The organism is Achromobacter xylosoxidans, assembly GCF_014490035.1.
Classification (GTDB): Bacteria; Pseudomonadota; Gammaproteobacteria; order Burkholderiales; family Burkholderiaceae_B; genus Achromobacter; species Achromobacter bronchisepticus_A.
Genome location: NZ_CP061008.1, coordinates 4,035,502 through 4,047,526 on the forward strand (window position 1 = coordinate 4,035,502; position 12,025 = coordinate 4,047,526).

The window sequence follows — 12,025 nt, forward strand, 5'->3', positions numbered from 1 at the left end:
GATGTCTGGCGTCCGACTTTCCAAACGTTCCGCCGCGCTGCTCCTGGCCGGCACCGTCTGTGCCGCCGCAGCCGCCATCACCGTGCTGCCCGCACGCTGGCTGCTGGCCGTGCTGCCGGATAAGGCGCCGGTCACGCTGGCCGACGCCAGCGGCACCTTGTGGCGCGGCAGCGCCTGGATCGCGCTGGGACCTCCCGGCGCGCGCCGCATGTTGCCGCAACCGGTGCAGTGGCAATGGCGCTGGGACGCGCTCGCGCTGGATATCTCCCACCCCTGGCTGCAAGGTCCCTTGCGCGCGACGCCCGCCTGGAACGGCGTGTCGGTGCCGGCCCAGTCGCTGCGCGCGCCCGCCTCCATCCTGTCCGCGCTGGGCGCGCCGTGGAACACCATCGCCCCGCAGGGCACGCTGGAAATCCGCTGGCAGCCGCTGCGGCTGGGCGCGGCCCTGCCCGCAGGCCCCGTGGCCGAACTGCGCTGGCGCAACGCCAGCACCGCGCTGACGCCGGTGGCGCCCGTGGGCTCGTATCTGCTGCGGGTGCAAGGCGGCAAGTCAGGCGCCACGCTGGCCCTGAGCACGGAAAGCGGCCTGCTCGACGTCACCGGCCAAGGCAGCGCGGGCGGGCGCGGCGGCCTGAAGTTCCGGGGCCAGGCGACCTACGCCGACGCCGCGCGCGAAGCGGACCGGGCGGCGCTGGATGGACTGTTGTCGGCGCTGGGGCGGCGTTCGGGGGATGTTACGACCTTCGGGACATGAACCAGAGAAGGCAGGCTCGGCACTAGACTATGCGTTGTTAGGTACAAGTATTTCGCCCACGGAGCCTGTCAAGAGCATCTCCTCCGCCGATGTGATTCCGTTGCCCCAAGCTCGATCCAATTTGTCCCAGTTCGCTGATCAGGTCAAGTCCGGAGCCGAGAAGATCATCACCAAGAATGGTGAAAGCTACGTCGCGCTGATCGACGCCGAGCGGCTGGAACAGGAACGTATCCACCTGCTGTTGATCGGCGACGCTAGCCGGGGTTTGTTCGATGTTGCAGCCCGCAAGCTCAAGGACGCGCTAGGCGCGGTGTCGGCCCTCAAGCACCGCCAGCTTTCCTTCGACTTTCCGGGCCGCTGGCGGATATAGACCCTAGGCATCCCGCGTCACCCGCAGGATTTCCTCGGGCGAAGTCTGCCCGCTGTCGACCCAGCGCTGTCCGTCCTCGCGCATGGTGCGCATGCCTGACGCGGCCGCCGCGCGCCGCAGTTCGCGCTCGTCGCGTCCTTCGTGGATCAGCCGGCGCGCCTCGTCGTCCACCGTGAAGAGTTCGTGGATGCCGGAACGCCCGCTGTAGCCGGTATGGTTGCAGGCGTCGCAGCCCACCGGATGGAACACGCACGCGCCGTCCTGCACGGCGGACTTCTTGCAAGCCGGGCACAGCTTGCGCACCAGGCGTTGGGCCAGTACGCCCAATAGCGACGACGCCAGCAGGAAGGGTTCGACCCCCATGTCCGTGAGCCGGGTCACGGCGGACACCGAGTCGTTGGTGTGCAGCGTGGCCAGCACCAGGTGGCCGGTGAGCGAGGCCTGCACCGCGATCTGCGCGGTCTCCAGGTCGCGGATTTCGCCGATCATGATGACGTCGGGGTCCTGCCGCAGGATCGCGCGCAGGGCCAGCGCGAAGCTCATGTCGATCTTGGCGTTGACCTGCGTCTGGCTGATGCCGGCCAGGTCGTACTCGATCGGGTCCTCGACCGTGAGGATGTTGCTCGTAGAGGCGTCCAGGCGGCTGAGCGCCGCGTACAGCGTGGTGGTCTTGCCGCTGCCGGTGGGTCCGGTCACCAGCACGATGCCGTGCGGCTGGCGGATCAACCGGTCCAGCTGGCCCAGCACGCCCGCATCCATGCCCAGCTTTTCCAGCTGCAGGCGCCCAGCTTCCTTGTCCAGCAGGCGCAGCACCGCGCGTTCGCCGTGTCCGGTGGGCAAGGTGGACACGCGCACATCGATGGGCCGTCCGCCCACGCGCAGCGCAATACGGCCGTCCTGCGGCAAGCGCTTTTCGGCAATATCCAGGTGCGCCATGATCTTGATGCGCGAGATCAGCGCGGCATGCAGCGCCTTGCGCGGCGACACCACGTCGCGCAGGGTGCCGTCGACCCGGTAGCGCACCACCGAGTGGGTCTCGAAGGGTTCGATGTGGATGTCGCTGGCGCCGTCGCGCGCCGCCTGCGCGAACAGCGCATTGATCATGCGGATCACGGGCGCGTCGTCCTGGGCCTCCAGCAGGTCAGCCACCTCGGGCATGTCCTGCATCAGGCGGTCCAGGTCGATCTCGTTCTCGGCCACGCCCATGACCGAAGCCGCGTCTTCCGAGTGGCTGTAGGCCGCGGTCAGCAGGGTTTCCAGCGCCTGGTCGTCGACCTGCGCCAGTTCGATGTCGCCGTGGCAGCGGCGGATCTCGCGCACCGCCCATTCCGGCGTGCGCGGGCTGACGGTCAGGCGGGCCTGGCCGCCGCGCAGCGACAACATCGCGCGCTGCGCCCGGGCCCAGGCATAAGGCAAGGGATGCGCGCTCATAGCAGCGTATCGGGGTCCACGGCCACGCTGTGCATCAGCGTGCGCGACACGCGGATGGCGTCCGAAGCTTCGCGCGCAGACTCCGTGCCGGGATACTGGCGCACCGCGAAGGACTGGGCCGTGACCGGCGCCGGCCGGCGCAACGTTTCGGCCTGATGTTCCGGGCGCAGGTCATAGGCGTTGTTCGACACCGAAGGCGCGGAGCCCGGCGCCGGCAGCATCGGCGCCTGCATGTCGGGCAGCGCCCAGTGCTGGCCTGGCTGCACCGCCGCCTGCGCGCGGCGCATGTAGTCGTAGCGGTCCATGGTGACGCCCGCCGTGCGATTGGCGTCGCGCACCACGTAGGGACGCAGGAACACCATCAGGTTGGTCTTGGTGCGCTTGCGCGAATCGTAGCGGAACAACGAGCCGATCACGGGCAAGGATCCCAGCAGCGGCACGCTGTTGGTGGAGAGCGTGACGTTGTCTTCCAACAGGCCGCCCAGCACGATGATCTGGCCGTCGTCGATCAGCACGCTGGTGTCGATGGCGCGCTTGTTGGTCACGATGCCAGTGGTGGAGTTGGAGCGGCTTTCGTCGATGCTGCTGACTTCCTGGTAGATGTCCAGCTTTACCGCGCCGCCCTCGGAAATCTGCGGCCGGATGTTCAGCTTCAGGCCCACGTCCTCGCGTTCGATGGTCTGGAACGGATTGGTGCTGCCGTTGCTGCCCGACGTCACGTACTGCCCGGTCACGAACGGCACGGTCTTGCCCACCAGGATGCTGGCCGATTGGTTGTCCAGGGTCAGCAGGTTGGGCGTGGACAGGATGTTGGCTTCGCCGGTGTTCTCCATGGCGCGCGCCAGCACGCCCAGGTTGATCACCTTGTTGCCCAGCACGTCGACCGTGCCCTTGACCACCCCCAGGCTCAGGCCGCTGCCGATGCCGTCGATGGTGGTCGGCCCCTTGCCGGTGATGCCGCTGCCGCCCAGGTTGGTGCCGCCGATGAAGCTGGTGCCGTCGCTGTTGATGTTGCCGGCGCCCGTCATCCACTGGATGCCGAACTCCGCCGCCTTGGCCTCGCTGACTTCCACGATCAGGCTTTCCACCAGCACCTGCGCGCGACGCTGGTCGAGCTGGTCGATGACTTCACGCAGGCTGCGGTACAGCGGCTCGGGCGCGGAGATGATGAGCGAGTTGGTGGCCGGGTCGGCCTGGATGGTGGCGCCGCCGGCCGAATACGACACGGCCTGCGTGCTGTTGTCTTCGCGCGAGATGCGTTCCTGCTCGCCCGACAATCCGCCTTTGTTCGAACCCGACATGCCGGCCATGCCCGCCGCCTGGGCAGCCATGCCTGGCGCGGCGTTCTGCGTGCGCGCTCCGCCCTGCGCCGCCGCGCCGCCGCTGGCGCCACCCGTGGCGCCAGGCGCGGAATTCGCCTGCCCGGTCAATAGCCCGCCCAGCACCTCGGCGATGCGCGTGGCCTGCGCGTTGCGCATGTAGACCACGTGCAGATTGCCGGCGCGGTTCTGCTGCGCGTCCAGCTTCATGATGAGATCGCGCGCCAGCCGGGTGCGCGCCGGGCTGCCGGAACGCACCAGCACGCTGTTGCTGCGCGGATCGGCCACCACGGCGATGCGCTGCGTCGGATCGCTGCTTTGCGTATCCAGCAGTTGCGAGGCCAGGATGGCGAGGTCGGTGGCGACGGCCGAACGCACCGGCACCACGTCCGTGTCGATCGAGCTGGGCACGTCGATGCGCGCAATGACCTGCGCGATCCGTTCCAGGTTATCGGCGTAGTCCGTCACCACCAGCGTGTTGTTGCCGGGATAGGCGTTGATCGGGTTATTGGGCGGCACCATGGGGCGCAGCACCGGCACCAGGTTGGCGGCGTTCTCGTACTTCAGGGGGAACACGCGGGTCAGCATTTCGCCACTGCTGCCCTTGGCGAACGCGGACACCGGCACGGGACCACGGCCCGCGCCGCCGGCAGGCGCGCCGCCCACGGCTTGCGCGGGACGTGCGCTGCCCGCCACCACGCTGCCTTGCAGCTTGCCGTCGGCCTCGGGCACCACGCGCGTCACGCCGTCCACATCGACGATGGCAAAGCCCTGCATGCGCAGCGCGCCCGTCAGCATCGACAACGCCTGCGCGCTGTCCACGGGACGGTCCGACACCAGCGTCAGCTTGCCCTTGACGCGCGGATCCACCAGGAAGTTGCGCTGCGTGAACAGCGACAGCGCGCGCAGCACGGCGGGGATGTCGGTGTCGACGAAATTCAGACTGACGCGATTGTCGGTCTGTTGAGCATGGACTGTGCTGGCCGCGGGTCCGAGCTGGCTTGCGGCGAGCAGTACCGCAAGGCTGAATTGCGCAATATGACGCATGACGGGATAGGTGCCTGAAACGTGAAATCGTGTGAAAAAACGTGAAAGCGCGTCGGAGTATACGGGGTGACAGTGCAACACTACGGTCATAATTCGCAGGCATCGTAGCGGCCTTGAAACCCTTTAAATTCGGGGCTTTGCGCGTTTTTTTCATGCGCGCTGGCCATGCTTTCCAGATGCCTTCCTTCCGTTACGAAGCCACCGACGCGTTGGGGAAGATCGTGCGCGGCACGATCGACGCCGACAGCGAACGCGGCGCCCGCAACCAGCTGCGCGGCCGCGGCCTGCTGCCGCTGTCCACGTCCCTCGCGGCGCGCGCCGAAGGCTTCGGCGCATCGCTGCGCACGCGCCTGTCGGATGCGGATCTGGCCTGGCTCACCCGCCAGCTCGCCAGCCTGCTGGCCGCGAGCCTGCCGCTGGACGCGGCCCTGAGCGCCACGCTGGAGCAGGCCGAGAAAAAACACATCGCCGCTACGCTGGGCGGCGTGCGCGACGATGTGCGCGCGGGCCACAAGCTGTCGACCGCCCTGGCCGCGCGGCCGCGCGACTTCCCGGAGATCTACCGCGCGCTGATCGGCGCCGGCGAAGAATCGGGCGATCTCGCGCAAGTGATGGAGAAGCTGGCGGACTACATCGAGGAGCGCAACGCCTTGCGCAGCAAGGTGCTGACCGCGTTCATCTATCCGGCGGTGGTGGCCTGCGTGTCTGTGATCATCGTGATCTTCCTGCTGGGCTACGTGGTGCCGCAGGTGGTGTCGGCGTTCAGCCAGGCCAAGCAGGAGCTGCCGCTCCTGACGCGCATCATGTTGGCGCTGTCGGACTACGTGCGCGAATGGGGCGTCGCGACCGGCGCGGCGCTGGCGGCGGCCGTCGCGCTGTGGCGCTACGCGTTGCGCGCGCCCGCCGCGCGGCGCGCCTGGCATGCGCGCGTGCTGAAGCTGCCCTTGGCCGGGCGCTTCGTACTGGGCGTGAATGCCGCGCGCTTCGCGTCCACGCTGGCGATCCTCTCGGGCAGCGGCGTGGCGTTGCTGACGGCCCTGGAGGCGGCGCGCCGCACCCTGGGCAACGATGTGCTGCGCCAGGCCGTGGACGAAGCCTCGGCGCGCGTGCGCGAAGGCGCGTCGCTATCGGCATCCTTGGGCGCGCAAAAGGTGTTTCCTTCGCTGCTGGTGCATCTGATCGCCAGCGGCGAGAAAACTGGCCGCCTGCCTGAACTGCTGGACCGCGGCGCGCAGAACCTGTCGCGCGATCTGGAGCGGCGCGCGATGGCCATGACGGCGCTGCTGGAACCGGCGCTGATATTGCTGATGGGGGGATTCGTGCTGCTGATCGTGCTGGCGGTGATGAGCCCGATCCTGGAGATGAACCAGCTCATCCGCTAGGCCGGAAAATGCGTTGCGGGCTTGGTGCGGCAGGATCCTCGCCGCGCCAAGCCCGCAACATCCTGCCGCGGTCTTGCGGCTGCCGGCGGATCCGGCCAGCCGCAAGTCCCGTGGAACTTATAGCGCCTCTTCGTCGCTCTCGCCCGTGCGGATGCGGATGGCCTGTTCGACCGGAGTGACAAAGATCTTGCCGTCGCCGATCTTGCCGGTGCGGGCAGCCTTGACCACGGCCTCGATGGCGGCTTCGACCTGGCTGTCGGGCAGCACCACTTCCACGCGGATCTTGGGCAGGAAGTCCACCACGTACTCGGCGCCGCGGTAAAGCTCGGTATGGCCTTTCTGGCGGCCGAAACCCTTGACTTCGGTAACGGTCAGGCCGCTGACGCCGACTTCGGCCAGCGCTTCGCGGACTTCGTCGAGCTTGAAGGGTTTGATGATGGCGGTGACTTGTTTCACGTTGGTCGTCCTGGGTTTTGATCTGTTGCGGCGCCCTGGCTAGGTATGGCTGCAGGGCGCATCGGATAAGAGAATACCACCCGCGGGGACCCGGACGCCGGGTCCCCCTTGGGCGGGAAATCCCGGTCAGGCCTCGTCGGGAATGCGTTCGGCGTCGCGCATCCACACCGCCGACTCGGAGTCGCTGGGCGCGCGCCAGTCGCCGCGCGGCGACAGCGAACCGCCGGAGCCGACCTTGGGCGCGTTGGGCACGCAGGTGCGCTTGAACTGGCTGAGGCGGAAGAAACGGTCCAGGAAAATCTTAAGGTTGCGCTTGATGGCCGCCAGATCGTACTGGTTGCGGGCCACGTGGCCGCCCTCGGGCCAGGCGCCGGCCTCGCGGTCGCGCCAGGCCGCCAGCGCCAGGAAAGCCACCTTGGTCGGCGCAAAGCCGTAGCGCAGCGTGTAGTACAGGTTGAAGTCCTGCAGTTCGTAGGGGCCGATGGAGTCTTCGCTCTTCTGCACCGGCTTGTCGTTGGCTCCGCCCGGCACCAGTTCGGGACTGACGTCGGTGCCCAGCACGTCCAGCAGCACCTGCGCCCCCTCCTCGCCCAGGCGGCCGGATTCGGCGACCCAGCGCACCAGGTGGGTGATGAGCGTCTTGGGTACGCTGGCGTTGACGCTGTAGTGCGACATGTGGTCGCCCACGCCGTAGGTGCACCAGCCCAGGGCCAGCTCGCTCAGGTCGCCTGTGCCGATGACGATGGCGTTGTTGAAATTCGCGATGCGGAACAGGTGGTTGGTGCGTTCGCCGGCCTGCACGTTCTCGAAGGTGATGTCATAGACCGGCTGGCCGTCGGCATAAGGATGGCCCAGGTCCTTGAGCATCTGCAGGCAGCTGGGCCGGATGTCGATCTCGGAAGCCGTGCACCCCACCACCTCCATCAGCTTGCGCGCCTGCTGCAGCGTGCGCGAGCTGGTGGCAAAGCCCGGCATGGTGACGGCCAGGATGTTGGCGCGCGGCAGGTCCAGCGCGTCCATGGCCTTGGCGCAGACCAGCAGCGCATGGGTGGAATCCAGCCCGCCGGAAATGCCGATGACGACCTTGGACATGCGGCTGGCCGACAGGCGCTGGACCAGGGCCTGCACCTGGATGCTGTAGACCTCCTTGCAGCGCGCATCGCGGCGCTGCGGGTCGGCCGGCACATAGGGAAAGCGCGCCACGCGCCGCTCCAGCGGCAGCTCGGTGTCTTCCAGCGGCGGATTCACGGGCACCGCCACACTGCGGAATTTGCGGACTTCGTCCTGATGGCGGCGCACGGACTGGCCGAAGGTGGTCTGGCGCATGCGTTCGCGCGACAGGCGTTCGAGGTCCACGTCCGCGAACAGCAGATGGGAATGGCCGAGGAAACGTTCGGATTCGCCCAGCAGTTCGCCGTTTTCGTAGATCAGCGCCTGGCCGTCCCAGGCCATGTCGGTGGAGGACTCGCCCCGCCCGGCGGAGGTGTACATGTAGGCCGACAGGCAGCGCGCCGACTGCTGCGCCACCAGTTGGTGGCGGTATTCGGACTTGCCGACCACGATATTGGAGGCCGACAGGTTCACCAACACGGTGGCTCCCGCCAGCGCGGCGTAGGAAGACGGCGGGATCGGCACCCAGACGTCTTCGCAGATTTCGACGTGGAACTGGAACAGCGGCAGCTTCTCCATCTGAAAGACCAGCTCGGAGCCGAACGCCACGGTCTGCCCCAGCAGGCTGATCTCGGACACGGCTGCGCAATCCCCGGCGCTGAACTGGCGCGCTTCGTAGAATTCGCCGTAGTTGGGCAGGTAGCTCTTGGGCACCACGCCCAGCACGCGGCCGCCGGCGGCGACCACGGCGCAATTGAACAGCTGGTGGGCCACGCGCAGCGGCGCGCCGACCACGACGGCGATGTCCATTTCCGCGGTTGCCGCCACCACCTGGGCCAGCGCGGCCTCGCATTCGTCCAGCAAGGCCTTCTGGTGGAACAGGTCGTCGCAGGTATAGGCGGACAGGCCCAGCTCGGGAAACGCCGCCAGCACCGCGCCGCCCTGGGCGGCCTGCTGCGCCAGCGCGATGGTCTGGGCGGCATTGAACGCGGGGTCCGCGACCTTGCATTCGGGCACGCCGACGGCCACCCGGGCAAAGCCGTGGGAATACAGGTTGAAGAACGGGTTCGACATCGGGTCTATCGCCTGGGATTTCAACGCCTGGATTATCTCACGGGGCCACCCGCCGGCCCCGCCCCGGCGCCTTGCCGCGCCCGCTGTCCGCTAGCGCGGCATCTTCTCGTCGGTCAGTCCGCGTTCCGACGGCGCGGCCAGGCCCGGACGGCCGCCTTCACCGGCCAGCGCAGCCTGCAAGGCGCCTTCGCGCAGGTGGACGCCCATCGCGCCGATGTCGGCGCCGGACGGCTGCTGGTACAGGCGCAGGCCCAGTTCGGGCAGGATGGCCAGCAGATGGTCGAAGATGTCGCCCTGGATGCGCTCGTACTCGACCCAGGCGGTGACGGCGGTAAAGCAATAGACCTCGACCGGGATGCCCTCGGAGGTGGGCTCCATCATGCGCACCATCATCGCCATGTCCTGGCGGACCTCGGGATTCTGCTTCAGGTAGGCCAGCGCATAGGCGCGCAAGGTGCCGATATTGGTCAGGCGGCGGCGGTTGGCCGGCACGCTGGCCAGTTCGCCCATGGTCTGGTTGGCCTGGGCGATATCGTGGGTCTTGGCCTGCAGGTAGTCGTGCAAGAGGCGAAAACGCATCAGCCGCTGCGCCTCGTCGTCGGTCAGGAAGCGCACGCTGGCCGAGTCGATGCGGACGGTGCGCTTGATGCGCCGTCCGCCCGATTCGAACATGTGGCGGTAGTTGCGGTAGCTCTCCGAGAACAGCTTGTAGGTGGGCACCGTGGTGACGGTGTTGTCCCAGTTCTGCACCTTGACCGTATGCAGCGCGATATCCTTGACGAAGCCGTCGGCGTTGGACTGCGGCATTTCGATCCAGTCGCCGATGCGCAGCATGTCGTTGCTGGTCAGCTGGGTGCTGGCCACCAGCGACAGCAGCGTGTCCTTGAACACCAGCAGCAGCACGGCGGACAGCGCGCCCAGGCCGGAAATCATCCAGAGCGGCGAGCGGTCGATCAGGATGGAAAGCACCAAAACGGTGCATACCGCCATCAGGATCAGCTTGCCGATCTGGATATAGCCCTTGATGGAGCGGGTCTGCGCCCGGGTGGTGGCGGAATAGGTATCCTGCCAGGCGCTCAGCACCCCGGAAAACGCCATGAACACGCAGATCCAGGCGCCGGCATGCGCCAGCCGCCCGACGATGGTCACCGCCCGCTCGACATGCGGCACCAGGTCTATACCCAGCGACACCACCGCGAACGGCACCGCATACCAGAGGTTCTGGTAGGCGCGGCGGCGTTGCAGGGCCTTATCCCAGTCGCCGCGGCCGCTCAGCACCAGCACGCGGTGCGCCAGCAGCAACACGACCCGCGCCACCACCCACTGCACGAACAACGCGGCCAGGATCAGCGCGCCGATCCCGATCAAGGTCTGCGCCCAGGCTTCGCGCGGCAGATGGGTATCCAATTGGGTGACCAGTTCTTCCCATTCCAGGGGCATAGACTCTCTTCCTGCTCTAAGGTCTTGAAACTAATCCAGGATTATCCGACAAAGGCCAGGCCGGAGGGTTCGCCGCCCGCGGGACCCGCGCCCGGCGCCGCCGGCCTTGCGCGCCAGGCCCTATAATTCTGTCCATCATGGCAAACACTCCCTCCCCCGATCAAAACCAGTTCGCCAACAAGGCGCAGGCCTGGTCCGCCCGGTTCTCGGAACCGGTTTCCGAACTCGTCAAGCGCTATACGGCGTCCGTGGATTTCGACAAGCGCCTGGCGCGCTACGACATTCAAGGTTCGCTCGCGCACGCGGACATGCTGGCCGCCCAGGGCATCATCGGCGCCCAGGACCTGGCCGACATCCAGCGCGGCATGACGCAGATCCTGTCCGAAATCGACGCCGGCAGCTTCCAATGGCTGCTCGACCTCGAAGACGTGCACCTGAACATCGAAAAGCGCCTGGTGGAACTGGTGGGCGACGCGGGCAAGCGCCTGCACACCGGCCGTTCGCGTAACGACCAGGTCGCCACCGACATCCGCCTGTGGCTGCGCGCCGAAATCGACAACCTGCTGGACCTGCTGCGCCAGCTGCGCCACGCCCTGGCCACGGTGGCGCTGGACAACGCCGGCACCATCATGCCCGGCTTCACGCACCTGCAAGTCGCCCAGCCCGTCACCTTTGGCCATCATCTGATGGCCTATGCCGAAATGTTCGGCCGCGACGCCGAGCGCCTGGCCGACTGCCGCCGCCGCGTGAACCGCTTGCCGCTGGGCGCCGCCGCCCTGGCCGGCACGTCCTACCCGATCGACCGCGAGCGCGTCGCCAAGACCCTGGGCTTTGACGGCGTGTGCCGCAATTCGCTGGACGCCGTGTCCGACCGCGACTTCGCCATCGAATTCTGCGCCGCCGGCGCGCTGATCATGACGCACGTCTCGCGCCTGTCCGAAGAGCTGGTGCTCTGGATGAGCCCGCGCGTGGGCTTCATCGACCTGGCCGACCGCTTCTGCACCGGCAGCTCGATCATGCCGCAGAAAAAGAACCCCGACGTGCCCGAGCTGGCCCGCGGCAAGACCGGCCGCGTCAACGGCCACCTGGTCGCCCTGCTGACCCTGATGAAGGGCCAGCCCCTGGCCTACAACAAGGACAATCAGGAAGACAAGGAAGGCCTGTTCGACACCGTCGACACCGTGCGCGACACGCTGACGATCTTCGCGGACATGGCCGGCGGCATCAAGGTCAAGGCCGACAACATGCGCGCCGCCGCCCTGCAGGGCTTCGCCACCGCCACCGACCTGGCCGACTACCTGGTCAAGCGCGGCGTGCCGTTCCGCGACGCCCACGAAGTGGTGGCCCACGCGGTGCGCGACTGCGAACAGCGCGGCTGCGATCTGGCCGACCTGTCGCTGGACGAACTCAAGGCCTACCACGCCAGCATCGGCGACGACGTGCACCAGGTCCTGACCCTGGAAGGCTCGGTCGCGGCCCGCAAGCACGTGGGCGGCACCGCCCCGGAGCGCGTGGCCGAGGAAGCCAAGCGCGTGCTGCAGGAAACGGCGGAGTAAGGCTCGCTTTCCGATGCAAGATGATCGGCCCCGTTATCGGGGCCGATTTTCATTGGAGCGCCAGATACCTATGCGTGCGATCTATC

Annotated in this window: 9 protein-coding genes; 4 read left to right on the top strand and 5 right to left on the bottom strand. The window is 67.5% G+C overall.

Features of this window, described 5'->3' with window-relative positions; genetic code table 11:
- The first annotated feature begins 1 nt into the window (after position 1).
- Both gspN and IAG39_RS31615 read left to right on the top strand, forming a co-directional pair.
- Positions 2–754 (top strand): type II secretion system protein N, encoded by a 753-nt coding sequence (gspN, locus tag IAG39_RS18740; RefSeq protein WP_118935124.1) that lies wholly within the window; start codon positions 2–4, stop codon positions 752–754.
- A 121-nt stretch (positions 755–875) separates the two neighbouring features.
- Complete coding sequence (locus IAG39_RS31615; protein ID WP_240633508.1) at positions 876–1,124, top strand: prevent-host-death protein; 249 nt, start codon at positions 876–878, stop codon at positions 1,122–1,124.
- Between the two features lie 3 nt (positions 1,125–1,127).
- Here IAG39_RS31615 and gspE read toward each other — a convergent pair whose 3' ends face one another.
- Positions 1,128–2,555 (bottom strand): type II secretion system ATPase GspE, encoded by a 1,428-nt coding sequence (gene gspE / locus IAG39_RS18750; RefSeq protein ID WP_118935128.1) that lies wholly within the window; start codon positions 2,553–2,555, stop codon positions 1,128–1,130.
- Positions 2,552–4,921 (bottom strand): type II secretion system secretin GspD, encoded by a 2,370-nt coding sequence (gspD, locus tag IAG39_RS18755; protein ID WP_118935131.1) that lies wholly within the window; start codon positions 4,919–4,921, stop codon positions 2,552–2,554. The genes gspE and gspD overlap by 4 nt, the downstream gene beginning before the upstream one ends.
- A gap of 176 nt (positions 4,922–5,097) precedes the next feature.
- Here gspD and gspF point away from each other — a divergent pair, with 176 nt between their 5' ends.
- Positions 5,098–6,303 (top strand): type II secretion system inner membrane protein GspF, encoded by a 1,206-nt coding sequence (gene gspF, locus IAG39_RS18760; protein ID WP_059374497.1) that lies wholly within the window; start codon positions 5,098–5,100, stop codon positions 6,301–6,303.
- Positions 6,304–6,420: 117 nt separating this feature from the next.
- On the opposite strand, the gene IAG39_RS18765 is transcribed toward gspF, so the two are convergent.
- From IAG39_RS18765 to IAG39_RS18775, 3 genes are all read right to left on the bottom strand, one after another.
- Positions 6,421–6,759, bottom strand: a complete 339-nt coding sequence (locus IAG39_RS18765; RefSeq protein WP_013393295.1) for a P-II family nitrogen regulator — start codon at positions 6,757–6,759, stop codon at positions 6,421–6,423.
- Positions 6,760–6,885: 126 nt separating this feature from the next.
- Positions 6,886–8,943, bottom strand: coding sequence for an NAD(+) synthase (locus IAG39_RS18770; RefSeq protein WP_118934654.1), 2,058 nt, complete (start codon positions 8,941–8,943; stop codon positions 6,886–6,888).
- A 90-nt stretch (positions 8,944–9,033) separates the two neighbouring features.
- Positions 9,034–10,383: a mechanosensitive ion channel family protein gene (locus IAG39_RS18775; protein WP_118934652.1), complete on the bottom strand. Its 1,350-nt coding sequence runs from the start codon at positions 10,381–10,383 to the stop codon at positions 9,034–9,036.
- A gap of 137 nt (positions 10,384–10,520) precedes the next feature.
- Here IAG39_RS18775 and argH point away from each other — a divergent pair, with 137 nt between their 5' ends.
- Complete coding sequence (gene argH / locus IAG39_RS18780) at positions 10,521–11,939, top strand: argininosuccinate lyase (RefSeq protein ID WP_118934650.1); 1,419 nt, start codon at positions 10,521–10,523, stop codon at positions 11,937–11,939.
- Positions 11,940–12,025: the final 86 nt, after the last annotated feature.